Origin of the sequence: Sanguibacteroides sp. AM78-02pH3A, from assembly GCF_027666085.1 — a bacterium.
In the GTDB taxonomy this organism is placed as follows: domain Bacteria; phylum Bacteroidota; class Bacteroidia; order Bacteroidales; family Marinifilaceae; genus Gabonibacter; species Gabonibacter massiliensis.
The window spans coordinates 108,665-129,397 of the sequence record NZ_JAQEHX010000006.1 but is presented as its reverse complement, the minus strand read 5'-3'; the positions used below and the strand labels follow the sequence as shown (position 1 = coordinate 129,397).

The following is a 20,733-nucleotide window of genomic DNA, read 5'->3' as shown; positions in this document are numbered from 1 at the left end:
CGGTTTTAGGGGGTCTTTTTGAAACGAAGGCGGATCATTTCACGCAACTTTTGATGCAACTCCGGCCCGGTTATGGGTTTGGACATATAGTCGTTACAGCCCGCATCCAGAACTCGTTGTCGATCACTATCGAAAGCGAAAGCCGTCACGGCGACGATAGGAACGTTTTTATCTGTTTTCCTGATCTCTTTTGTAGCTTCAATTCCGTCCATGTGAGGCATTTTGATGTCCATGAGGATGAGATCGGGATGAATCTCTGCGGCCAGTTTAACGGCTTCTACTCCATCGACGGCGCGGAATAAACGGTAATCTTTTTTTAAGATGGCTGAAACAAGTAAAAAATTGCTATCCGTGTCTTCGGCTACTAATATGGTCGGTTGGGAAGGATTTGGAAAAAGATGTGCAGGTTCGATTGCTTTTATTTCTGTGGTTTCAAAAGATAATTTAAGTTGTACATCGGGGTGGAACGGGTGTGTAAACCAGAAACAGGAACCTTTCCCTTCCTGTGATTCCACTCCGATTTCTCCTCCCATTTGTTCTGCGAGGCTTTTGCAAATGGAAAGGCCTAATCCTGTTCCCTGAGCGAAAGAGTTTAATTTGATAAAGCGTTCGAATACGTTGTTTATTTTGTCTTTGGGAATACCTGTTCCGGTATCTTTGACATAAAATTTAATCTCTTCCGGTCCGCTTTGGTAGTAACCGAGGGTGATGCTGCCTTTAGACGTGAATTTCAGAGCATTATTGATGAAATTCGTGATGATTTGTGTCAGGCGATTTTTGTCGCTATTGATATGACACGCGGGTAAATGTTGCTCGAAAAGAATTTCGATATTGTTTTCTTCTGCTTTCAAGCTGAAAGAGCGGATGATTTCTTCACATAACTGGTTTACGTTGACATCGCTGTTTGTAATATCCAATGTTCCGGCTTCTATTTTTGACAAGTCCAAAATATCGGAGATCAATTGCAATAACAATTCGTTGTTTTCCTGTACAATATCGAAATAGGCAGCCCGTTCGTCCCGGTCATCCGTTTCCGTCAAAAGATTTGAGAAGCCTACGATAGCGTTTAAAGGAGTTCGTATTTCATGACTCATATTAGCTAAAAAAGCGGATTTCAGCCGATCGCTTATTTCAGCCCTGTTTTTCGCTTCGATAAGTTTTTTCTCCGTTTCTTTTAATTCGGTGATATCGTAATTCACACACAGCATTTCGAGTTTGCCGGTATCGTTGTTCATGGTATTGCGCATCACATTGATTCTTGTCCATTTCCAGCCCTCTTCCGTATGAACTCGTAAATCCCGGCTAAAATTATCGGTCTCGTGTGCTTTTACTTTTCGTATGGAGTCCAAAATATAAGCTTTGTCTTCTTCATGGACATGATTGTAAACGCCGATGATCTGTGGCAATGGAGTTGTTTCGTGTTCTCCTAAATTTCGATACCATTGGGCAACTCCGTATCCGTTTTTCGTGAATAAGTCGAATTTGCAATAGCCGATTTTACCGAATTTGCTGATGGCGGAAAAAGAACTTTCGAATTCCGCTATTTTACTGTAAGCGTTGCTGATTTCCGTATTATCGATGTTAATAAACAGATAATGTATAAGATTGCCTTGTTTATCGTATAACGCACTTACCGTCGTGTATATCTCGATATTTCCTTTTTTTGTCGAGGAGTAATAATGTTCGATAGATTTGAAGGAATAGTTGAGCCGGAAAGAGACGGGTTCTTCTTTTCTAATTTTTTCTATGATTTCCGCCGGAATGTTGGGATTTTCAAAAATACTGACACCCAAAGCATCTTCTTTCCGTTTGAGGCCGAATATTTCCAGATCTTTTATATTCATATCAACCAATTTTCCGGTTTTGTCATACAGTTCGATTCCTGCCGGCAGGTTATCGTATATGTTTCGGAGAATTTTTTCGCTTCGATCCAGAGCCTCGTGCGTGTTGTATGATTCCGTTATGTCGGAGATGAGGCAGATGACTTCATCTTCTACCGTCGAATAGATAATGGCGTGGCAATGTTTTTTGAGAGGTTCTATATAATAATTTACATCGGCGTGTTTCTTGGTATGTAGGATATCCTGGAGGTAGACGAGTTCTTCTTTCAGGTTTACTCTCAATTCGCTGGCTTTATGTCCGATGTATTTTTCGACGTTATAACCATTGATTTCTCCCGCGGCATAATTAGCGTCTACGAATAGATAATCTATCGGTTGGCGATTGGAATCGTACAAGAGTTTTAACCTCGTGTAACCCAATGGCATGTGTTTGTAAAGGTTTTGCAAGTAAGTTCGATCGATTTGAGCTTCATGCTCCGATCTTTGCAATCCGATACATATATTGATAATGTTGGCGAGAGAGGTGAACCACTGACAATCTTCGTTACTCCATTCGTGATGTTCTTCCACGACGTCGATACCCACGTAACCCCATACTCCCTCATGAGAGATTAAGGGGGCGACAATGATGGATTTGATTTCCTGAAGGGCTAAAAATTCTTTTTCGATATAAGCCTCTTCCGGGAGCTCATTTAAATCGGAAAGTATGATATGTTTTTGTCGGGTAATTTGTCGCGTCCACCATGGAGATTCCTCCATGGGCATATCGTTGATTCGTGACTGTTCTTTATTCACGTTGGAGTCTGTGACTTCATAAGTACAAGTTTGTGTCTTTTTTTCCCAGTTATACTCAATGATGTAAGCCCTTCCGCCTTTGAATTGTTCCAGGATATTTTCAAGAATCTTGTTGATAACGGTATCGGCCGTATCGGATTGGAGAAAAGAGAGCAGCGTGTGTGAAATGGTATTTAACTGGTATAATAAATTGTTTATTCTTAAAAGGGATGCTTTTTCCGGTTGAGTTACTTCCGGATTAGGGATGATCTGGATAAATCCGGAAATGGAGGAGTTACCTTTTTCGTCCGTTTCTTTATGGATTATTTTGGAACGTAACCATATCTCTCCCGAAGGAGTCTGGATCGGAAAGGTTTGGTCGTAGAGGTATTGATTCTCGATGTTTTCAATTTCTTTCATGATACGGGCACGGTAATCTTCCCGTATCATCTCGGTAAAGGTTTTGAAGCGGATGATGTTACTATCTAATTTTAACATTTTTACCGCGATGTCGGAGAGAACGTATCCTTTTTTTTCGTGGTCTACTTTCCACCATCCTATTTTCAGGTCTGTCAGAATACGGTCTATCGTCTTTTTTTCTTCAAATAGTTGTAGATCCACAGTATTTAAATTTATCATTATGAATGATGTATGTTATTATCGAGTCGATATTTTCTCCTCTTCGTATTATTCAAGCAAAGGAAAAAGGGGTCTATGCTTGTCCGTATGCCTTCACTTTGAATTATCAAATATGGAAAAAATATTTTTCATTTTGTCGATTTATTTTTTCACTTTTTAGAAGATAATGGAAATAGATCTATATTGTTATATTTTCGCCGTATTATTTGTCATTGTTGAGTGGTAAAATGTTTCTTGGAAAGGTGCTGCTTGCTTTATTTAGTAAACATTAACAATCTTCGTTTTTGGCTTTAACCCGTCTTCATTTTAAAAAATCCTTAAGCTGTTTTTTATTTTGTCGTTTGGTTTAATCCCGGGGGGAGTGCTAACTTTCTCACAATCTTATACTTTTTTGCGAAAAAATAGATAGAATGTTTGGTGATGTGGTTTTTAGTTACTACATTTGCGGGCCAAATTGAATAAAAGTAACTAATTTAAAAGTACTTGTATGCCAACTATTCAACAGTTAGTAAGAAAAGGAAGAAAAAGAATTGAGGATAAGAGTAAAGCTCCGGCTTTAGATTCTTGTCCGCAAAAACGCGGGGTATGTGTACGTGTTTACACGACGACTCCGAAAAAACCGAACTCTGCAATGAGAAAGGTAGCCAGGGTTAGATTAACTAACGGAAAAGAAGTGAATGCTTATATTCCGGGAGAAGGACACAATCTGCAAGAGCACTCTATCGTGTTAATCCGCGGTGGTCGTGTGAAAGACCTTCCGGGTGTACGTTATCACCTTGTTCGTGGAACCTTGGATGCTGCCGGTGTAAACGGTCGTTTGCAAAGTCGTTCCAAGTACGGAGCTAAAAAACCGAAAGCAGGTAAAACTCCGGAAAAAGGTAAAAAGTAGTTATTAACAGGAATTGTTTATGGGTTGTTCCCGAGAGTTGAGTAAATGGTCGGGAGACCGTTGAAGACCAAAACGGGCAGCTGACGAACGAATTCGTAAACGTAGGAAGAAATGAGAAAATCAAAACCAAAAAAGAGAATCCTGTTACCGGACCCGAAGTTTAATGATGTATTAGTAACGCGGTTCGTTAATGATTTAATGGTGGATGGTAAGAAAAGCATCGCCTTAAGTATTTTTTATGATGCTATCGATATCGTAGAGGAGAAGATGGCGAAAAAAGAAGAGAAACCGGCTTTGGATATTTGGAAGCAGGCTTTGGAGAACATCACTCCTCAGGTAGAGGTGAAAAGTCGCCGGGTGGGAGGTGCTACTTTCCAGGTGCCGATGGAAATTAATCCAATAAGAAAAAGATCAATCTCTGTAAAAAACATGATCTTATTCGCTCGTAAGAGAAGCGGTAAGGGAATGGCTGAGAAGTTGGCTGCCGAAATCATGGCTGCTTACAAGGAAGAAGGTGCGGCCTTCAAGAAGAAGGAGGATATTCATCGTATGGCAGAGGCCAATCGTGCTTTTGCTCATTTCAGATTTTAAGGAGGGGATAAAGTAAGAAAATGGCAAAAAGAGATTTACATTTTACGAGAAATATCGGTATCATGGCTCATATTGATGCCGGTAAGACAACAACGACAGAACGAATCCTGTATTTCACGGGGGTATCTCACAAGATAGGGGAGACTCACGATGGTACGGCTACCATGGACTGGATGGTTCAGGAGCAAGAGAGAGGTATTACCATCACTTCTGCCGCGACCACTTGTTTTTGGAAATATCAGGATAAAGAATATAAAATCAATATTATCGACACTCCGGGACACGTTGACTTTACCGTGGAGGTAGAGCGTTCCTTGCGTGTATTGGATGGAGCTGTGGCTCTATTCTGTGCCGTGGGTGGAGTAGAGGCTCAATCGGAAACCGTTTGGCGTCAGGCAAACAAGTACGGAGTTCCAAGAATCGCTTTCGTGAATAAAATGGACCGTTCAGGTGCTGACTTCTTTAAGGCAGTACGCGAGATCCGTGAAAAGTTGAAAGCTAATCCGATTCCGCTTCAACTTCCGATCGGTGCTGAAGAAAACTTCCAGGGTGTGATCGATTTGATTGAAATGAAGGCTTACGTGTGGGAGAATGGAGAGATGACGGCAACGGTAAAAGAGATTCCTGCCAATATGTTGGCTGAAGCTCAAGAGTGGAGAGAGAAGTTGGTAGAGGCTGCTGCTGTTCAGGACGAAGCATTGATGGAACGTTTCTTTGAAGATCCGGATTCGATTACCGTGGAGGAATTAAAGGCTGTGGTTCGTAAAGCCGTGATAGCGATGGATTTCTGTCCGGTAATGTGCGGTTCTTCTTTTAAAAATAAAGGAGTTCAGAACCTGTTGGATGCGGTAATTGCTTATTTGCCTCATCCGTTGGATATTCCGGCTGCTGCAGGTACGGATCCGAAAACGGGAGAAGAGAAAATTTTCGAGATCGATCCCGAGGCTCCGCTTTCCGCGTTGGCATTTAAGATCGCCACGGATCCTTTCGTGGGACGTTTGTGCTATACGCGTATTTATTCCGGTAAGATCGAAGCGGGTTCGTATGTATATAATCCGCGTACAGATAAAAAAGAGCGTATTTCGCGTTTATTCCAGATGCATTCAAACAAACAACAGCCGAGAGATGTTCTTGAGGCCGGTGATATTTGCGCTTGCGTCGGGTTTAAGGATATTCGTACGGGGGATACCTTATGTACCGAGGAGAATCAGATCGTACTGGAGAGTATGACCTTCCCGGAACCGGTGATCGGTATCGCCGTGGAACCGCTTACGCAAAAAGATACGGATAAGTTGGGAATGGCTTTGGCCAAGTTGGCTGAAGAGGATCCGACTTTCCGCGTAAAAACGGATGAAGATTCGGGTCAGACCGTTATCAGCGGAATGGGAGAGCTCCACTTGGATATTATTTTGGACCGTCTGAGACGCGAGTTCAAGGTAGAGTGTAATCAGGGTGCTCCTCAGGTTGCTTACAAGGAAGCTATTACCGGTGTATTCGAACATCGTCATGTATTCAAAAAACAGACGGGTGGTCGCGGTAAATTTGCCGATATCATCTTCCGGATGGAGCCGGCTGAAGAAGGTAAAGAAGGTTTGACTTTCGTGAACGAGGTAAAAGGCGGTAATATTCCGAAGGAGTTTATCCCCTCCGTGGAGAAAGGATTCAAAGAGGCTATGGAGAGTGGTGTGCTGGCGGGTTATCCGTTGGAAAGCTTAAAGATCACGTTGATCGACGGATCTTTCCACCCGGTAGACTCCGATGCATTATCTTTTGAAATGGCTGCCAAAATAGGTTATAAAGAGGCCGCGCAAAAGGCTAAACCGGTATTATTGGAACCCGTGATGAAATTGGAAGTAGTTACTCCCGAGGAGTATATGGGTGACATTATCGGAGACTTGAATCGTCGTCGCGGTCAGGTGGAAGGAATGGAATCCAGAGCCGGAGCCCGCGTGATCGAGGCGAAGGTACCTTTGTCCGAGCAGTTCGGTTATGTAACCGTATTGAGGACGTTATCATCCGGTCGTGCCAGTTCTTCTATGGAATTCTCTCATTATGCCGAGGTTCCGAAGGGAATAGCCAAGGAGGTTGTTGAAAAGAATAGCGGAAGAGTAGACTTAGTATAGAATTTTAGATTACCGATTTACGATGTAGATTGTTTTCAATCGAAATCGTAAATCTTAAATCATGAATCATAATTAAATAACATGAGCCAAAAAATCAGAATCAAATTGAAATCTTACGATCACAACTTGGTAGACAAGTCTGCAGAGAAGATTGTTAAGACAGTAAAAGCTACTGGAGCTGTTGTGAGTGGTCCTATTCCACTTCCGACTCACCGGGGAATCTTTACTGTTAACCGCTCTACTTTCGTGAATAAGAAGAGCCGCGAACAATTTTTGGTGTGCACGTTTAAGAGATTGATTGATATTTACAGCTCAACGGCTGGAACAATCGATGCCTTAATGAAGCTTGAGTTACCGAGTGGTGTTGAAGTAGAGATTAAAGTATGATAACGGCGAAAACCTATGTCGTTATTAGAGAATTAGAACCTAATTTTAAAAAAGAAAAAAAGAGATGCCAGGTTTAATTGGAAAAAAAGTCGGAATGACATCCGTATTCAGTGCCGAGGGGAAAAGTATCCCATGCACTGTGATTGAGGCCGGTCCATGTGTTGTAACCCAAATCAAAACAATGGAGACAGACGGTTACGAAGCACTTCAGTTGGGGTTTGACGATGCAAAGGAGAAAAACACGACGAAGCCGCTAAGTGGACATTTTAAGAAGGCAGGCACTACTCCTAAAAGAAAACTTGTAGAGTTTTCCGGGTATGATGTCGAGTACAAGTTAGGAGACGTAATTGACGTAAACCTGTTCGAAGGAGCAGATTTCGTTGATGTAATCGGGACCAGTAAAGGAAAAGGTTTCCAGGGCGTTGTGAAACGTCACGGTTTCGGTGGAGTTGGTCAGGCAACTCACGGTCAGCACAACCGGGCGAGAAAGCCGGGTTCTATCGGAGCTTGTTCTACTCCCGCACGCGTGTTCAAAGGCATGCGTATGGGCGGTCAAATGGGCGGTGATAGAGTGACGGTTCAGAACTTGAAGGTGTTGAAAGTGATACCTGAGAATAATTTGTTATTGGTGAAGGGGTCTATTCCCGGAGCTAAAGGTTCATACGTAATTATCGAGAAGTAATGGAGTTAAGTGTATTAAACATTGCCGGACAAGAGACAGGCAGGAAGATAGAGTTAAATGACGCTATCTTTGGAATTCAGCCTAATGAACACGCTATCTATCTTGATGTAAAGCAGTATTTGGCTAATAATCGTCAGGGAACTCATAAATCTAAACAGAGAAATGAGATTTCAGGTAGTACCCGTAAGCTGAAAAAGCAAAAAGGTACCGGTGGCGCCAGAGCTGGTGGTATTAAGAACCCGTTGTTCAGAGGTGGTGGTAGAGTATTTGGTCCCGTTCCCAGAGATTACAGCTTTAAGCTGAATAAGAAACTGAAGAGATTGGCTCGTAGATCCGCTTTATCAGTAAAAGCAGGGGCGAATGCTGTGACTGTCGTTGAAGATTTTAACTTTGAAGCTCCGAAGACCAAGCAGATGATTCAATTGATGAATAATTTGAAGGTAAACGATCGGAACTTGTTGTTGATTTTGAATGAGAGTAACGAGAATATTATTTTGTCGGCTCGTAACTTGCAGAACGTAAGTGTAATGAGAGCTTGTGATTTGGCTACTTACGACATCATGAGAGCTAAAAATCTCGTGTTCGTTGAGAGTTCTGTACAGGGCCTAAATGAAGTGTTCAATCTTAACGAAGAGTAAAAGATGGAAATAATAAAGAAGCCCATATTGTCAGAAAAGATGACTGCTTTGACTGACAAACAGAACAGAGTCGCTTTCGTTGTTGACAAGGCAGCGAACAAGTTTGAGATAAAAAAGGCAATTGAAAAAATGTACGGGGTTACCGTGAAAGAGGTAAACACCATGATTTATCAGGGAGATGTAAAATCTCGCTATACAAAAGCAGGTGTTATTTCCGGTAGGACCGCTTCATTTAAGAAAGCAATTGTGACTTTAGCAGAAGGTGATAGTATTGATTTTTTTAGCAATATTTAATTGAGATGGCTGTAAGAAAATTTAATCCTGTGACTCCTGGTCAAAGACATAAGGTAGGAATTACCTTTGATCAGGTGACTACAGATAGACCTGAGAAATCATTGTTAAGACCGATGAAAAAGACCGGTGGACGTAATAACTCCGGTAAGATGACAATGAGATATATAGGTGGAGGTCATAAACAAAGATACAGAGAGATAGATTTTAAGCGTGACAAGGATAATATTCCGGCGCGTGTAGCTACGATCGAGTATGATCCGAATCGTACCGCTCATATCGCTTTGTTAGTATATGCCGATGGAGAAAAACGTTATATTATAGCTCCCGCGGGCTTGCAAGTAGATCAGACCGTGATGAGCGGTGCTGGCGTGGCGCCCGAGGTAGGAAATTCGTTGTTCTTATCTGAGATCCCACTTGGTACAATTATTCATAACATCGAGTTAAGACCGCAACAGGGAGCCGTGATGGCCCGTAGTGCCGGTTCTTACGCTCAATTGGTTGCAAGGGAAGGAAAATATGCTTCAATTAAGTTACCTTCCGGCGAGGTTCGTATGATTTTGTTAACCTGTCGCGCTACTGTGGGTACGGTATCCAATTCCGACCACGCGTTGGAGCGTTCAGGTAAAGCCGGTCGTACCCGTTGGTTAGGTCGCAGACCACGTGTAAGGGGTGTTGTAATGAACCCGGTTGATCACCCGATGGGTGGTGGTGAAGGCCGCGCTTCAGGAGGACATCCTCGTTCAAGAAAAGGCTTGTTGGCTAAGGGATACAAGACCAGAGCGCCGAAGAAGCTTTCTAATAAGTATATTGTAGAAAGAAGAAAGAAATAACTGATTAATTATTGATGTTATGAGTCGTTCGTTAAAAAAAGGCCCTTTTATAGATTTCAAATTAGAGAGAAAAATTTTGGTAATGAATGAGACCAATAAGAAGTCAGTTATTAAGACTTGGGCTCGTTATTCCATGATCTCTCCGGACTTTGTAGGGCATACTATCGCTGTACATAACGGTAATAAATTTATTCCGGTATACGTGACTGAGAATATGGTAGGTCATAAGCTGGGTGAGTTTGCGCCGACACGTACATTTAGAGGCCATGCTGACAAGAAGAAAAAATAAAGCGTGGTTAAGTTGAACTAATGAAGATGTATTAAAATGGGTGCAAGAAAAAGATTAAGAGCAAATCAGAATAAAGAAGCCAGAAAAGAGAAGGCTTTTGCTATTCTTCGCGACTGTCCTACATCTCCTCAGAAAATGAGATTGGTAGCGGATTTAGTGCGTGGGGTAGAGGTACAGAAAGCTTTGGATATGCTTAAGTTTTGTCCGAAAGAAGCTGCTCGTAAAGTGGAGAAGCTCCTGCTTTCAGCAATTGCGAACTGGGAACAGAAAAACGAGGGAAAACGCGTGGACGATGCTTCCCTGTTTGTACAAGAGATTTTCGTTGACGGTGCTGGTATGTTGAAAAGATTAAGACCGGCTCCTCAAGGAAGAGCACATCGGATTCGTAAACGTTCAAATCACGTGACGATCGTGCTGGGAAGCAAGACAGCTGTTGAAAACATTACTAAAGAATAGTTAGCATGGGACAGAAAGTTAATCCAATAAGCAATAGATTAGGAATCATCAGAGGATGGGATTCTAACTGGTTCGGCGGTAAAAACTATGGTGATAAATTGGTGGAAGATTACAAAATCAGAAAGTATTTGAACGCCCGTCTCGCCAAAGCTGGAATCGCCAAGATTGTTATCGAGAGAACTCTGAAGCTGATCACGATTACCATTAACACCGCGCGTCCGGGTATCATCATCGGTAAAGGCGGTCAAGAAGTGGACAAATTGAAAGAGGAGCTGAAGAAGATCACAGATAAAGAAGTTCAAATTAATATCTTCGAGATCAAACGTCCTGAATTGGATGCGGTGATCGTGGGTAATAACATAGCTCGTCAGCTGGAAGGTCGTGTCGCTTACCGCAGAGCCATCAAGATGGCTATCGCTTCAACCATGAGAATGGGAGCGGAGGGTATCAAGATCCTGATTTCAGGTCGTTTGAACGGTGCGGAAATGGCAAGAGCTGAGATCTACAAGGAAGGTAGAATTCCATTACACACTTTCCGGGCAGATATTGATTACGCCCAGGCCGAAGCATTGACTACATATGGCCAATTGGGTATCAAGGTTTGGATCTGTAAAGGAGAAGTTTACGGCAAGCGCGAGCTTGTTCCGAACTCGTTGATTAGTGCCCCGAAAGATGGCGGTCGTCCGAACGCTGGAGCCGGCAAAAAGGGTGGATTCAAGAAAAGAAAAAAGTAGTCTTTTAACTTATAAATAGATTAGAGCTATGTTACAGCCAAAAAGGACTAAATACAGAAGATCGCAGAAAGGTAGAATGAAGGGGAATGCCCAGAGGGGACATGAACTGGCATTCGGATCTTTCGGAATTAAGGCGTTGGAAAGTACGTGGATCGAACAACGTCAGATTGAAGCAGCCCGTGTTGCAGTGACACGTTACATGCAGAGACAAGGTCAAATATGGATACGTATATTTCCAGATAAACCTATTACTAAAAAACCCGCTGAGGTTCGTATGGGTAAAGGTAAGGGATCTCCAGAAGGATTCGTTGCTCCTGTTACTCCAGGTCGTATTCTCTTTGAAGCGGACGGAGTACCGTATGCGATAGCTAAGGAGGCTTTGCGTTTAGCAGCCCAGAAGCTACCCATCGCTACTAAGTTCGTGGTTAGACGTGATTATACGGAATAGTCGAGAGGCTATTTTAAGTTTCAAAACAAAAAATTGTTAGTGAGATGAAAAATTCAGAAATTAGAGAGTTAACCACCGAAGACCTGAAAGAGAGAATTTTGGCAGAGAGAACCAATCTGACTAAAATGACGATGAACCATGTTGTTTCTCCTTTGGAAAATCCGATGCAAATTCGGGCAGTCAGAAGAGATATCGCAAGAATGTTAACGGAATTGCGTAAGCGAGAATTAACGGTAAAGTAATAAAGTATGGAAAGAAATCTTAGAAAAGAGCGTGTCGGTCTTGTCGTAAGTAACAAGATGGAGAAATCTATCACTGTTGCCGTTCGCTTCAAAGAGAAACACCCGATTTACGGGAAGTTTGTCAGCAAGACCAAGAAATTCACTGCTCACGATGAAAAGAATGAATGTAACATCGGCGATACAGTGAGAATTATGGAAACTCGTCCCTTGAGTAAAACCAAGAGATGGAGATTAGTTGAAATCATTGAAAGAGCTAAGTAATCATGATACAACAGGAAAGTAGATTGACCGTAGCAGACAACAGCGGTGCCAAAGAAGTGCTTTGTATTCGCGTACTTGGAGGAACCAAGAAAAGATACGCACGCGTAGGCGATAAAATCGTTGTTGCCGTGAAGAACGCACTCCCGAACGGTGAAGTAAAAAAAGGTTCAGTTAGTAAGGCAGTAGTAGTTCGTGTAAGCAAGGAATACAGACGTCCGGACGGATCTTATATCCGCTTTGATGACAACGCTTGCGTGTTGTTGAATAACGCGGGTGAAATGAGAGGAACCCGTATTTTCGGACCTGTAGCCAGAGAAGTTCGTGAAGGTTATACGAAAATTGTTTCGTTGGCCCCGGAAGTACTTTAATTATTTACGATTTATGATTTTAGATTTACGATTGGTAGTTAGTTGCTTTATCTGAAATCTAAAATCTGAAATCTAAAATTTTATAGGTGATGAATAGAAAATTTCATATAAAAAAAGGTGATTTAGTTCAGGTAAATGCCGGCGAAGATAAAGGAAAGCAGGGCAAGGTACTTGAAGTGGATCCGGGGAAAGAGAGAGCCATTGTTGAGGGAATCAATATGATCAGCAAGCATACGAAACCCAATGCCGCTCATCCACAAGGTGGAATCGTGAAAAAAGAAGCTCCGATCCATATTTCAAACTTGAACGTGGTTGATCCTACTACCGGAAAGCCGACGCGTGTCGGAAGAAAACGGGTAGAGGTGGAGATTGTAAAGGACGGAAAGAAGGTAACGAAGATGAGATCTGTTCGTTACGCGAAGAAATCCGGAACCGAATTGAAATAATTGTAAGGATTGCCGGGAGGCGATGTCCAGATTTGAAATTTTAATTTTTGGTTTACGATAAACGGAATGTTTGATCGTAAATCAAAAATTATAAATTAACTATGGATTTCTGATTTTAAATTATATCTTTGCAACCTTGAAATTTTGCGGAATTTCGACTTGTGGAGTGTTAATGATAAAACGACGAATCGAAAATCATAAATATTTAGATGAATTACGTACCAAATTACAAAAAGAAGTATAACGAAGAAATTGTACCGGCTTTGATGAAAGAGTTCGGATACAAGTCAGTTATGCAAGCACCCAGATTGGAGAAGATAGTAATCAATCAGGGCGTAGGAGCATCCATTCAGGATAAGAAAATTCTTGAGTTTTCCGTGAACGAGTTAACGGCGATAACCGGTCAGAAACCGGTTACTTGTAAGTCAACCAAGGATGTTTCTAATTTTAAATTGCGTAAAGGCATGCCGATCGGCGTGAGAGTGACTTTACGTAAAGAACGTATGTATGAATTTTTGGAAAGACTTATTGTTTCCGCCCTTCCGCGTATTCGCGATTTCAAAGGAATCAACAATAAGTTGGACGGAAGAGGAAACTATACTTTAGGAATAGAAGAGCAAATCATATTTCCGGAAATCGTGCTGGACAATGTCCACAAGATCATGGGTATGAATATCACGTTTGTAACTTCGGCTAATACCGACGAAGAAGGTTTTGCACTTCTAAGAGAGTTTGGATTACCATTTAAAAAGAATTAAAAGAAAAGCGAAATGGCAAAAGAATCAATGAAGGCCCGTGAGGTAAAGCGTGCAAAATTGGTAGAAAAGTACGCCGCAAAGCGAGCCAAATTAAAAGAGGAAGGAGACTACGTTGGATTGAGCCTTCTACCTAAGAACTCCAGTCGCGTTCGTTTGCATAACAGATGCAAGTTGACGGGAAGACCGAGAGGGTACATGAGACAATTTGGTATAAGCCGGATTCAGTTCCGGGAGATGGCTTCTGCCGGACTTATACCTGGAGTTAAGAAGGCTAGTTGGTAAATTTTAAAATTTAGAAGAGATGACAGATCCAATAGCAGATTTCCTTACGCGCATTAGAAATGCAGTAAGAGCAGGTCATAAGGTAGTAGATATCCCCGGATCTAAAATGAAACGGGAGATGACCAAGATTTTGAAAGAGAAAGGATATATCCTGAACTACAAGTTTGAGCAGGATGGCGTAAGAAGCAACATCAAGATTGCTTTAAAGTATCATCCGGAAACGAAGATGCCCGCCATTAAAGCATTGACACGTGTTTCAAAACCGGGTCTTAGACGTTATACCAACGTGGAGGAAATGCCTCAGGTATTGAACGGATTGGGAATCGCGATTTTATCTACTTCATTAGGAATAATGACGGATAAAGAGGCTCGCCAAAAAAATGTAGGCGGGGAAGTATTGTGTTATGTTTATTAATAGAAAGGGCTTAAGATGTCACGAATAGGAAAATTACCAATAGATATACCACAAGGGGTTACCGTTACGGTAAACCCGGACAACACGGTGATTGTTAAAGGTCCGAAAGGAGAGCTTTCTCAAAATGTAGGAACCGATATTACCGTAAACGTGGGAGAGAATCAGGTGACTTTGGAACGTCACACCGAAGATAAAAGTCATAAGGCACAGCATGGTCTTTACCGTGCTTTGGTACATAATATGGTTGTTGGTGTTTCAGAAGGGTACACGATTAAACAAGAGTTGGTCGGAGTCGGTTACCGTGCGAACGCCGAAGGTCAGGTACTTGAACTTGGATTAGGTTATTCACATGGAATATTCTTGGTGTTACCGAAAGAAGTTAAGGTGAGTGTACTTGCTGAAAAGCGGTCTAATCCGATTATTACATTGGAGAGTTGTGATAAGCAACTTATCGGTCAGGTTGCGGCGAAAATTCGTTCATTCCGTAAACCGGAGCCTTACAAGGGTAAAGGTATTAAATTTGTGGGTGAAGTTCTTCGTCGTAAGGCTGGTAAGTCGGCTAAAGTTTAATCACCTGTAAAAAAGTAATGTTATGGCTTTAACGAAGGTAGAAAGAAGAATAAGAATAAAAAGAAGAATACGTAAAGTAGTCTTCGGAACAGCAGAGAGACCCCGGATGACGGTTTTCCGTTCCAACGCGCAGATCTCTGTTCAGTTGATTGATGACAATGTCGCCAAGACATTAGTATCGGCCTCCTCTCTTTGTAAGGAGATTGCAGAGAAGAAAATCACCAAAATCGAACAGGCTCAACTTTTGGGTGCCATGATTGCCGAAAAAGCGAAAGCAGCCGGAATCGAGAACGTGGTGTTTGATAGAAACGGATATTTATATCACGGAAGAGTAAAGGCATTAGCAGATGCGGCTCGTAACGGTGGTCTTAACTTTTAATCGTAAGCAAGAATGGAACAGAAGATAAATAATACGTCTGACTTGGAATTGAAGGACAGATTAGTTGCTATCAACCGTGTAACCAAGGTTACCAAAGGAGGTAGAACCTTTAGTTTCTCTGCTATTGTTGTAGTGGGCAATGAGAATGGTGTAGTTGGTTATGGATTAGGTAAGGCCAATGAAGTAACGACGGCTATCTCTAAAGGAATAGAGGCTGCTAAAAAGAATTTGGTAAAGGTTCCCGTGTATAAAGGAACGATTCCTCACGCTCAAGAGGCTAAATTCGGCGGAGCCGAGGTGTTTATGCGTCCTGCTTCTTCCGGTACCGGTCTTGTGGCGGGAGGTGCTATGCGTGCCGTGCTGGAGAGTGCCGGGGTAAAAGATGTGTTGGCTAAATGTAAAGGTTCTTCCAACCCGCATAACTTGGTCAAGGCTACTTTTGCCGCGTTGAAAGAGTTAAGAGACGCCCGAATGGTAGCTCAACAAAGAGGAGTCAATCTCGATAAAGTGTTTAACGGTTAATTTGAATGACGATGGCAAGGATTAAAATTACATTGGTAAAAAGTAAAATCGGCAGCGATAAACGTCAAGTTAGAACGTTAGATTCTCTGGGATTGGGGAAGATGAACAGTAGCGTGGAACACGAGGCTACTCCTCAGATCTTGGGTATGGTTGCGAAAGTAAAACATCTTCTCCGCGTGGAAGAGGTAAAGTGATTGTCAAACTATTTTAATGATAATAAAATGGATTTAAGTAACTTAAAACCGGCAGTCGGATCAACTCACAATACAAAGAGAATTGGTCGCGGACAAGGTTCGGGAAAAGGAGGTACTTCTACAAGAGGACATAAAGGTGCTAAATCAAGATCCGGTTATAAAAACAAGATCGGTTTTGAGGGAGGACAGATGCCTTTGCAGAGACGTGTGCCTAAGTTTGGCTTTAAAAATATAAACAGAGTAGAATATAAAGCTATCAATGTTGGTATGCTTCAGGCTTTGGCAGAAAGAGATAATCTTACTGTGATCGATAGGGAATACTTGATCAAAGCTAATTTAATGTCTAAGAACGAACTTCTTAAGGTGTTAGGTGATGGAGTATTGACTGCCAAATTGGAAGTAAAAGCTGACAAGTTCTCGGAGAAAGCAAAAGCTGCTATCGAGGCTGCCGGCGGTACGGTAGTTGAATTGTAAGATTAAAAATTTGGGAGTTTAAAGTTGTTTTTAGAATAGATTTACTATTTTTGAAGCAACTTTAACAAAATCCCAGATTGAATGCCTTAAAAGGAAGAACTTATGAAGTTATTTGATACATTAAAGAACATTTGGAAAATCGAGGAACTCAAGACTAGAATTTTGACTACGCTTGGGCTCATTCTCGTTTATAGATTAGGAACTGAGGTGGTACTGCCGGGTATCGACCCTCACATGTTGAATGCGTTGAAGGCACAGACACAAAGTGGTGTTCTGGGATTATTGGATATGTTCTCTGGAGGAGCGTTCTCTAATGCATCGGTTTTTGCATTGGGAATTATGCCGTATATCTCAGCGTCAATCGTCGTGCAATTATTGGGAATCGCTGTTCCTTATTTTCAACGTTTGCAAAAGGAAGGTGAGAGCGGTCGGCGTAAAATAAACCAGATTACCCGGTATTTGACCTTAGTTATCCTTGTTTTGCAAGGTTCAGCGTATCTTACCAACTTATATGCTCAAGTGCCTGCCGAGGCTTTTGTGTTAACAGGTGCTTTCTTTAAGATTTCGTCCATAGTTATTATGGCCGCGGGATCTATGTTCGTTCTATGGTTAGGTGAAAGAATAACGGATAAAGGTATTGGTAATGGTGTCTCTATCATTATCATGATCGGTATTATCGCTCGTTTGCCCTTCGCTTTTTTTGCGGAGTTAACCTCTCGGGTGACGCAGCAAGGTGGCGGTTTAGTCGCTTTGTTAATCGAGTTGATACTTCTTTTCTTGGTATTCTGCGGGACGATTATGTTAGTACAAGGTACGCGTAAAGTGCCTGTACAGTATGCTAAACGTATCGTGGGTAATAAGCAATACGGTGGTGTACGTCAATATATCCCGTTGAAGATCAATGCTGCCGGAGTTATGCCTATCATTTTTGCTCAGGCAATTATGCTTTTGCCTATCTCTTTGATCAACTATGCTAATTCAGAGTCTTTATCCGGTTTTGCTTCGGCCATGTCCAATTTTACCGGTTTCTGGTATAATGGAGTATTCTTCGTGATGATCGTAGCGTTTACTTATTTTTACACGGCTATCACGGTGAATCCGATGCAGATGTCTGAAGATATGAAAAAGAACGGCGGTTTTATTCCTGGTGTGAAACCGGGAAGGAAAACAATGGAGTTCCTTGATACGATTATGTCGAGAATCACTCTTCCCGGTTCTATATTCCTTGGGATTGTAGCTATTTTGCCTGCATTTGCTCAAATTTCCGGAGTAAATCATCAATTTGCGCAGTTCTATGGCGGTACATCCTTGCTGATTTTGGTCGGTGTCGTATTGGATACGTTACAGCAGATCGAATCTCATTTGTTGATGCGTCATTATGACGGGTTGATGAAATCGGGACGTATTAAAGGTAAGAATCCGGGCGGTCCTGCTGCTTATTAATTGAAAGTAAAGGAATAGGGAATTGAAAATGAAGAAGATTGTATATTAATTTTCCATTTTCAATTTTCCGTTTTCAATTAAAAAGTATTACTTTTGCGGCATGATTTTTTTTAAGACACAGGAGGAAATCGAGCTATTACGGGAAAGTAACCGTTTGGTTGGAAGGGCTTTAGGAGAGGTATCTAAATATATACGTCCTGGAATTTCAACGTTGGAATTGGATAAGATCGCGGAAGATTGCATCCGTTCAAATGGTGGGGTTCCCGGTTTTCTTGGATATGGAGGGTTTCCTAATACGCTTTGTATATCGATAAATGATGAAGTTGTTCACGGAATTCCATCTTCTCGATGTCTAAAAGAGGGTGATATCGTTTCCGTCGATTGTGGGGTCGTAAAGAATGGTTTTTATGGTGATAGTGCTTATTCTTTTGCCGTGGGAAAAGTCAGTGAAGAGGTCGATAAACTTTTGAGGGTGACTCAGGAGTGTTTGTACAAGGGAATGGAGCAGGCAATATCTGGAATGCGTATAGGCGATATCGGGTATGCCGTACAATCTCACGCGGAAGCGAACGGTTTTACTGTCGTGAGAGAGTTAGTCGGACACGGGGTTGGCCGAAATTTGCATGAAGAGCCCCAAGTGCCAAATTTTGGAAGAAGGGGACAGGGGTGCAAGTTGACGACGGGAATGGTTATAGCCATTGAACCGATGATAAATATGGGGAAACGTTATGTTTATCAGCTGTCCGATGGTTGGACGATTCGAACCAGAGATCATATGCCCTCAGCACATTTTGAACATACCGTTGCGGTGGGTAAAGGAAGTGCTGATATTTTGTCGACGTTTGAGTATATATAGAAATTGTAAATTGTAAATTTTGGATTGTAAATTAGAAGATAAAAGGTTTAATTTAAGATCTAAAATCTAACATCTAAAATTAAATTATGGCGAAACAGCCTTCAATAGAGCAGGATGGAGTAATAACGGAAGCATTGTCAAATGCTATGTTTCGTGTTGAACTGGAAAACGGGCATATTATAACGGCCCATATCTCCGGGAAGATGCGGATGCACTATATAAAAATACTTCCGGGAGATAGGGTACGGGTGGACATGTCTCCGTATGATCTCACGAAAGGTAGGATAACATTCAGATATAAAAATTAAATTGTTGAACCATGAAGGTAAGAGCATCTGTAAAAAAGCGTAGTGCTGATTGCAAGATTGTCAGGAGAAAAGGCGTTTTGTACGTCATTTGCAAAAAGAACCCGAAGTTTAAACAACGTCAGGGTTGATTATTAATTTAAGTAAAAAGAGTAAAGAAATTTATGGCAAGAATCGTTGGTGTAGATTTACCCTCGAACAAAAGAGGAGAAATAGCTCTAACCTATATCTTCGGAATAGGTAGAAGTAGTGCCCGGACCATACTTGAAAAGGCGGGCATCGATTTTGACACTAAGGTGAAGGATTGGAATGACGATCAATTAGCTGCTGTACGTAAAGTCATCAATGGTGAGTACAAGGTAGAAGGAGAATTGAGAACTTCAGTCCAGATGAACATTAAACGACTGATGGACATCGGTTGTTATCGCGGAATCAGGCATCGTATCGGTCTTCCGGTCAGAGGACAAAGTACGAAGAATAATGCCCGTACGAGAAAGGGTAAGAAGAAAACTGTTGCGAATAAGAAAAAAGCAACTAAATAATTGAATTGAGATTGAATTATGGCAAAGAAGTCTACATCAAACAAGAAACGGCTAGTTAAAGTAGAAGCCGTGGGACAAGCGCACGTTCATTCGTCTTTTAATAACATCATTATTTCTTTGACCAATTCCAACGGTCAGGTGATCTCTTGGTCATCCGCGGGTAAGATGGGTTTTAGAGGATCGAAGAAAAACACTCCATACGCGGCTCAAACAGCAGCTACCGATTGTGGGAAGGTTGCTTTTGATTTGGGTATGAGAAAAGTGAAAGTTTACGTAAAGGGACCAGGTAATGGTCGTGAATCGGCTATTCGCGCTATCCACGCTTGTGGAATAGAAGTGGCTGAAATTATCGATGTTACCCCGCTTCCGCACAATGGATGTCGTCCTCCTAAAAGACGTAGAGTATAAGCGTGGAGCTTAATCTAAGAATTTTAAAATACAGAATAAAATGGCTAGATATACAGGACCTAAGTCTAAGATAGCAAGAAAATTTGGTGAGCCCATTTTCGGACCGGATAAAGCGTTGGAACGTAGAAACTATCCTCCTGGACAACACGGTTTGGCTCATCGTAGAAAGAAAATCTCCGAGTATGGAATGCAGCTAAAGGAGAAACAAAAAGCAAAATATACTTATGGATTGTTGGAAAAGCAATTCCGTATTTTGTTTGAAAAAGCCGAGAGCAGTAAGGGTATTACCGGTGAGGTATTGCTTCAATTGTTGGAGTGCCGTTTGGACAATGTCGTGTACCGTTTAGGTATCGCTCCTACCCGCGCCGCTGCCCGTCAGTATGTATCGCACAGACATATCGTGATTAACGGCAAGGTATGTAATATTCCTTCTTGCCACGTACGCCCGGGAGATATCGTAGGTGTGAGAGAGAAATCCAAATCTTTGGAGGTGATCAATGAATCTTTAAGAGGTTCAAAGACCAGTAAGTATTCTTGGTTGGAGTGGGATGCTGCTTCTATGAGCGGTAAACTTCTCAACGTTCCGGAAAGAACGGACATTCCAGAGAACATCAAAGAGCAGTTAATCGTAGAATTATATTCTAAGTAGTAAA

At 41.8% G+C, this 20,733-nt stretch carries 32 protein-coding genes; 31 read left to right on the top strand and 1 reads right to left on the bottom strand.

Going from position 1 to position 20,733, the window contains the following annotated elements; genetic code table 11:
- Positions 1 to 5 precede the first annotated feature (5 nt).
- On the bottom strand, positions 6 to 3,236 hold the full coding sequence (locus tag PGR74_RS10460; RefSeq protein ID WP_236685013.1) for an ATP-binding protein: 3,231 nt from the start codon (positions 3,234 to 3,236) through the stop codon (positions 6 to 8).
- Positions 3,237 to 3,741: 505 nt separating this feature from the next.
- Here PGR74_RS10460 and rpsL point away from each other — a divergent pair.
- From rpsL to rpsD, 31 genes are all read left to right on the top strand, one after another.
- Positions 3,742 to 4,143 carry a 30S ribosomal protein S12 gene (gene rpsL / locus PGR74_RS10455; protein WP_041503079.1) on the top strand — a complete coding sequence of 134 codons (402 nt, stop codon included), beginning with the start codon at positions 3,742 to 3,744 and terminating at the stop codon, positions 4,141 to 4,143.
- Positions 4,144 to 4,254: 111 nt separating this feature from the next.
- A complete protein-coding gene (gene rpsG / locus PGR74_RS10450; protein WP_041503078.1) occupies positions 4,255 to 4,734 on the top strand; it encodes a 30S ribosomal protein S7 in 480 nt (159 codons plus the stop codon).
- A gap of 20 nt (positions 4,735 to 4,754) precedes the next feature.
- Complete coding sequence (fusA, locus tag PGR74_RS10445; protein WP_041503077.1) at positions 4,755 to 6,857, top strand: elongation factor G; 2,103 nt, start codon at positions 4,755 to 4,757, stop codon at positions 6,855 to 6,857.
- A gap of 81 nt (positions 6,858 to 6,938) precedes the next feature.
- On the top strand, positions 6,939 to 7,244 hold the full coding sequence (rpsJ, locus tag PGR74_RS10440) for a 30S ribosomal protein S10 (protein WP_041503076.1): 306 nt from the start codon (positions 6,939 to 6,941) through the stop codon (positions 7,242 to 7,244).
- A 64-nt stretch (positions 7,245 to 7,308) separates the two neighbouring features.
- The gene (gene rplC, locus PGR74_RS10435; protein WP_041503075.1) at positions 7,309 to 7,926 is read left to right on the top strand and encodes a 50S ribosomal protein L3; all 618 of its coding nucleotides are present in this window, start codon (positions 7,309 to 7,311) and stop codon (positions 7,924 to 7,926) included.
- Positions 7,926 to 8,564 carry a 50S ribosomal protein L4 gene (gene rplD / locus PGR74_RS10430; protein ID WP_041503074.1) on the top strand — a complete coding sequence of 213 codons (639 nt, stop codon included), beginning with the start codon at positions 7,926 to 7,928 and terminating at the stop codon, positions 8,562 to 8,564. Before rplC ends, rplD begins: the two co-directional genes overlap by 1 nt.
- A 3-nt stretch (positions 8,565 to 8,567) precedes the next feature.
- Positions 8,568 to 8,858, top strand: coding sequence for a 50S ribosomal protein L23 (rplW, locus tag PGR74_RS10425; RefSeq protein ID WP_041503073.1), 291 nt, complete (start codon positions 8,568 to 8,570; stop codon positions 8,856 to 8,858).
- Positions 8,859 to 8,863: 5 nt separating this feature from the next.
- Positions 8,864 to 9,688: a 50S ribosomal protein L2 gene (gene rplB / locus PGR74_RS10420; protein ID WP_041503072.1), complete on the top strand. Its 825-nt coding sequence runs from the start codon at positions 8,864 to 8,866 to the stop codon at positions 9,686 to 9,688.
- 19 nt (positions 9,689 to 9,707) lie between these two features.
- A complete protein-coding gene (gene rpsS, locus PGR74_RS10415) occupies positions 9,708 to 9,977 on the top strand; it encodes a 30S ribosomal protein S19 (protein WP_041503071.1) in 270 nt (89 codons plus the stop codon).
- Between the two features lie 36 nt (positions 9,978 to 10,013).
- Complete coding sequence (gene rplV / locus PGR74_RS10410; RefSeq protein WP_041503070.1) at positions 10,014 to 10,433, top strand: 50S ribosomal protein L22; 420 nt, start codon at positions 10,014 to 10,016, stop codon at positions 10,431 to 10,433.
- Between the two features lie 5 nt (positions 10,434 to 10,438).
- Positions 10,439 to 11,167, top strand: coding sequence for a 30S ribosomal protein S3 (gene rpsC / locus PGR74_RS10405; RefSeq protein ID WP_041503069.1), 729 nt, complete (start codon positions 10,439 to 10,441; stop codon positions 11,165 to 11,167).
- Between the two features lie 28 nt (positions 11,168 to 11,195).
- Positions 11,196 to 11,615, top strand: coding sequence for a 50S ribosomal protein L16 (gene rplP, locus PGR74_RS10400; protein WP_041503068.1), 420 nt, complete (start codon positions 11,196 to 11,198; stop codon positions 11,613 to 11,615).
- Between the two features lie 44 nt (positions 11,616 to 11,659).
- Entirely contained in the window at positions 11,660 to 11,857 is a 198-nt protein-coding gene (gene rpmC / locus PGR74_RS10395; protein ID WP_041503067.1) for a 50S ribosomal protein L29, read from the top strand.
- A gap of 6 nt (positions 11,858 to 11,863) precedes the next feature.
- Positions 11,864 to 12,118, top strand: coding sequence for a 30S ribosomal protein S17 (rpsQ, locus tag PGR74_RS10390; RefSeq protein ID WP_041503066.1), 255 nt, complete (start codon positions 11,864 to 11,866; stop codon positions 12,116 to 12,118).
- A 2-nt stretch (positions 12,119 to 12,120) separates the two neighbouring features.
- Positions 12,121 to 12,486: a 50S ribosomal protein L14 gene (rplN, locus tag PGR74_RS10385; protein WP_041503065.1), complete on the top strand. Its 366-nt coding sequence runs from the start codon at positions 12,121 to 12,123 to the stop codon at positions 12,484 to 12,486.
- 89 nt (positions 12,487 to 12,575) lie between these two features.
- Positions 12,576 to 12,932 carry a 50S ribosomal protein L24 gene (rplX, locus tag PGR74_RS10380; protein WP_041503064.1) on the top strand — a complete coding sequence of 119 codons (357 nt, stop codon included), beginning with the start codon at positions 12,576 to 12,578 and terminating at the stop codon, positions 12,930 to 12,932.
- Between the two features lie 209 nt (positions 12,933 to 13,141).
- Positions 13,142 to 13,690 carry a 50S ribosomal protein L5 gene (gene rplE / locus PGR74_RS10375; RefSeq protein ID WP_041503063.1) on the top strand — a complete coding sequence of 183 codons (549 nt, stop codon included), beginning with the start codon at positions 13,142 to 13,144 and terminating at the stop codon, positions 13,688 to 13,690.
- Positions 13,691 to 13,702: 12 nt separating this feature from the next.
- Positions 13,703 to 13,972 (top strand): 30S ribosomal protein S14, encoded by a 270-nt coding sequence (rpsN, locus tag PGR74_RS10370; protein ID WP_018337673.1) that lies wholly within the window; start codon positions 13,703 to 13,705, stop codon positions 13,970 to 13,972.
- Positions 13,973 to 13,991: 19 nt separating this feature from the next.
- A complete protein-coding gene (gene rpsH, locus PGR74_RS10365) occupies positions 13,992 to 14,387 on the top strand; it encodes a 30S ribosomal protein S8 (protein WP_041503062.1) in 396 nt (131 codons plus the stop codon).
- Positions 14,388 to 14,402: 15 nt separating this feature from the next.
- Entirely contained in the window at positions 14,403 to 14,957 is a 555-nt protein-coding gene (gene rplF / locus PGR74_RS10360; RefSeq protein ID WP_041503061.1) for a 50S ribosomal protein L6, read from the top strand.
- Positions 14,958 to 14,979: 22 nt separating this feature from the next.
- The gene (gene rplR, locus PGR74_RS10355) at positions 14,980 to 15,336 is read left to right on the top strand and encodes a 50S ribosomal protein L18 (RefSeq protein WP_041503060.1); all 357 of its coding nucleotides are present in this window, start codon (positions 14,980 to 14,982) and stop codon (positions 15,334 to 15,336) included.
- Between the two features lie 12 nt (positions 15,337 to 15,348).
- Entirely contained in the window at positions 15,349 to 15,858 is a 510-nt protein-coding gene (gene rpsE / locus PGR74_RS10350) for a 30S ribosomal protein S5 (RefSeq protein ID WP_041503059.1), read from the top strand.
- Between the two features lie 11 nt (positions 15,859 to 15,869).
- Positions 15,870 to 16,052 carry a 50S ribosomal protein L30 gene (gene rpmD, locus PGR74_RS10345; RefSeq protein ID WP_041503058.1) on the top strand — a complete coding sequence of 61 codons (183 nt, stop codon included), beginning with the start codon at positions 15,870 to 15,872 and terminating at the stop codon, positions 16,050 to 16,052.
- A 27-nt stretch (positions 16,053 to 16,079) separates the two neighbouring features.
- Positions 16,080 to 16,526: a 50S ribosomal protein L15 gene (gene rplO, locus PGR74_RS10340; RefSeq protein WP_041503456.1), complete on the top strand. Its 447-nt coding sequence runs from the start codon at positions 16,080 to 16,082 to the stop codon at positions 16,524 to 16,526.
- Positions 16,527 to 16,628: 102 nt separating this feature from the next.
- Entirely contained in the window at positions 16,629 to 17,969 is a 1,341-nt protein-coding gene (gene secY, locus PGR74_RS10335) for a preprotein translocase subunit SecY (RefSeq protein WP_041503057.1), read from the top strand.
- Between the two features lie 100 nt (positions 17,970 to 18,069).
- Positions 18,070 to 18,825 (top strand): type I methionyl aminopeptidase, encoded by a 756-nt coding sequence (gene map / locus PGR74_RS10330; protein ID WP_110688541.1) that lies wholly within the window; start codon positions 18,070 to 18,072, stop codon positions 18,823 to 18,825.
- Between the two features lie 86 nt (positions 18,826 to 18,911).
- Positions 18,912 to 19,133: a translation initiation factor IF-1 gene (gene infA, locus PGR74_RS10325; RefSeq protein WP_009137817.1), complete on the top strand. Its 222-nt coding sequence runs from the start codon at positions 18,912 to 18,914 to the stop codon at positions 19,131 to 19,133.
- Positions 19,134 to 19,144: 11 nt separating this feature from the next.
- On the top strand, positions 19,145 to 19,261 hold the full coding sequence (ykgO, locus tag PGR74_RS10320; protein ID WP_072025884.1) for a type B 50S ribosomal protein L36: 117 nt from the start codon (positions 19,145 to 19,147) through the stop codon (positions 19,259 to 19,261).
- 33 nt (positions 19,262 to 19,294) lie between these two features.
- Positions 19,295 to 19,672 carry a 30S ribosomal protein S13 gene (gene rpsM, locus PGR74_RS10315; RefSeq protein ID WP_041503055.1) on the top strand — a complete coding sequence of 126 codons (378 nt, stop codon included), beginning with the start codon at positions 19,295 to 19,297 and terminating at the stop codon, positions 19,670 to 19,672.
- A gap of 18 nt (positions 19,673 to 19,690) precedes the next feature.
- Positions 19,691 to 20,080 (top strand): 30S ribosomal protein S11, encoded by a 390-nt coding sequence (gene rpsK / locus PGR74_RS10310; RefSeq protein ID WP_041503054.1) that lies wholly within the window; start codon positions 19,691 to 19,693, stop codon positions 20,078 to 20,080.
- A 40-nt stretch (positions 20,081 to 20,120) separates the two neighbouring features.
- Entirely contained in the window at positions 20,121 to 20,729 is a 609-nt protein-coding gene (gene rpsD / locus PGR74_RS10305) for a 30S ribosomal protein S4 (RefSeq protein ID WP_041503053.1), read from the top strand.
- Positions 20,730 to 20,733: the final 4 nt, after the last annotated feature.

Bases quoted from the DNA above. Each gene is read 5' to 3' on its own strand.
- rpsL (WP_041503079.1), top strand. From the start codon at position 3,742: ATGCCAACTATTCAACAGTTAGTAAGAAAAGGAAGAAAAAGAATTGAG.
- rpsG (WP_041503078.1), top strand. From the start codon at position 4,255: ATGAGAAAATCAAAACCAAAAAAGAGAATCCTGTTACCGGACCCGAAG.
- fusA (WP_041503077.1), top strand. From the start codon at position 4,755: ATGGCAAAAAGAGATTTACATTTTACGAGAAATATCGGTATCATGGCT.
- rpsJ (WP_041503076.1), top strand. From the start codon at position 6,939: ATGAGCCAAAAAATCAGAATCAAATTGAAATCTTACGATCACAACTTG.
- rplC (WP_041503075.1), top strand. From the start codon at position 7,309: ATGCCAGGTTTAATTGGAAAAAAAGTCGGAATGACATCCGTATTCAGT.
- rplD (WP_041503074.1), top strand. From the start codon at position 7,926: ATGGAGTTAAGTGTATTAAACATTGCCGGACAAGAGACAGGCAGGAAG.
- rplW (WP_041503073.1), top strand. From the start codon at position 8,568: ATGGAAATAATAAAGAAGCCCATATTGTCAGAAAAGATGACTGCTTTG.
- rplB (WP_041503072.1), top strand. From the start codon at position 8,864: ATGGCTGTAAGAAAATTTAATCCTGTGACTCCTGGTCAAAGACATAAG.
- rpsS (WP_041503071.1), top strand. From the start codon at position 9,708: ATGAGTCGTTCGTTAAAAAAAGGCCCTTTTATAGATTTCAAATTAGAG.
- rplV (WP_041503070.1), top strand. From the start codon at position 10,014: ATGGGTGCAAGAAAAAGATTAAGAGCAAATCAGAATAAAGAAGCCAGA.
- rpsC (WP_041503069.1), top strand. From the start codon at position 10,439: ATGGGACAGAAAGTTAATCCAATAAGCAATAGATTAGGAATCATCAGA.
- rplP (WP_041503068.1), top strand. From the start codon at position 11,196: ATGTTACAGCCAAAAAGGACTAAATACAGAAGATCGCAGAAAGGTAGA.
- rpmC (WP_041503067.1), top strand. From the start codon at position 11,660: ATGAAAAATTCAGAAATTAGAGAGTTAACCACCGAAGACCTGAAAGAG.
- rpsQ (WP_041503066.1), top strand. From the start codon at position 11,864: ATGGAAAGAAATCTTAGAAAAGAGCGTGTCGGTCTTGTCGTAAGTAAC.
- rplN (WP_041503065.1), top strand. From the start codon at position 12,121: ATGATACAACAGGAAAGTAGATTGACCGTAGCAGACAACAGCGGTGCC.
- rplX (WP_041503064.1), top strand. From the start codon at position 12,576: ATGAATAGAAAATTTCATATAAAAAAAGGTGATTTAGTTCAGGTAAAT.
- rplE (WP_041503063.1), top strand. From the start codon at position 13,142: ATGAATTACGTACCAAATTACAAAAAGAAGTATAACGAAGAAATTGTA.
- rpsN (WP_018337673.1), top strand. From the start codon at position 13,703: ATGGCAAAAGAATCAATGAAGGCCCGTGAGGTAAAGCGTGCAAAATTG.
- rpsH (WP_041503062.1), top strand. From the start codon at position 13,992: ATGACAGATCCAATAGCAGATTTCCTTACGCGCATTAGAAATGCAGTA.
- rplF (WP_041503061.1), top strand. From the start codon at position 14,403: ATGTCACGAATAGGAAAATTACCAATAGATATACCACAAGGGGTTACC.
- rplR (WP_041503060.1), top strand. From the start codon at position 14,980: ATGGCTTTAACGAAGGTAGAAAGAAGAATAAGAATAAAAAGAAGAATA.
- rpsE (WP_041503059.1), top strand. From the start codon at position 15,349: ATGGAACAGAAGATAAATAATACGTCTGACTTGGAATTGAAGGACAGA.
- rpmD (WP_041503058.1), top strand. From the start codon at position 15,870: ATGGCAAGGATTAAAATTACATTGGTAAAAAGTAAAATCGGCAGCGAT.
- rplO (WP_041503456.1), top strand. From the start codon at position 16,080: ATGGATTTAAGTAACTTAAAACCGGCAGTCGGATCAACTCACAATACA.
- secY (WP_041503057.1), top strand. From the start codon at position 16,629: ATGAAGTTATTTGATACATTAAAGAACATTTGGAAAATCGAGGAACTC.
- map (WP_110688541.1), top strand. From the start codon at position 18,070: ATGATTTTTTTTAAGACACAGGAGGAAATCGAGCTATTACGGGAAAGT.
- infA (WP_009137817.1), top strand. From the start codon at position 18,912: ATGGCGAAACAGCCTTCAATAGAGCAGGATGGAGTAATAACGGAAGCA.
- ykgO (WP_072025884.1), top strand. From the start codon at position 19,145: ATGAAGGTAAGAGCATCTGTAAAAAAGCGTAGTGCTGATTGCAAGATT.
- rpsM (WP_041503055.1), top strand. From the start codon at position 19,295: ATGGCAAGAATCGTTGGTGTAGATTTACCCTCGAACAAAAGAGGAGAA.
- rpsK (WP_041503054.1), top strand. From the start codon at position 19,691: ATGGCAAAGAAGTCTACATCAAACAAGAAACGGCTAGTTAAAGTAGAA.
- rpsD (WP_041503053.1), top strand. From the start codon at position 20,121: ATGGCTAGATATACAGGACCTAAGTCTAAGATAGCAAGAAAATTTGGT.